The organism is Undibacterium hunanense (assembly GCF_014284335.1).
Lineage (GTDB): Bacteria > Pseudomonadota > Gammaproteobacteria > Burkholderiales > Burkholderiaceae_D > Undibacterium > Undibacterium hunanense.
Window position 1 is genome coordinate 1 of record NZ_JACOGF010000076.1, and the last position, 282, is coordinate 282.

General features: G+C 57.4%; 1 protein-coding gene. It reads left to right on the plus strand.

Features of this window, described 5'->3' with window-relative positions; all coding sequences use genetic code 11:
- The coding region (locus H8L32_RS27380) for a hypothetical protein (protein WP_186951021.1) at window positions 1–282 on the plus strand (282 nt) is incomplete at both ends.

Consider the following 282-nt stretch of genomic DNA (forward strand, 5'->3'; position numbering starts at 1 on the left):
CCGCCCCACAAGTCTACACACCAGGCGGCAATGCCCGTATCAACAGCCTGCAAGATGAAGACCAACTGACAGGTACAGGCGTCTCCAACACACTGACAGCCACACTGGGCAATGCCAACGACAACGGCGGCACCCTCATCACCCCAAAACTGACTAACATCCAAACGCTGAATGCAGCCTTCACAGGTTCTTCTTCCGCGGGTGCCAACCTGGCAGTCACCGGTCTCGATCTGCAAGATGCCACCGGCCTCAAAACCGTCAACATCTCCCGTATCGCCTCCG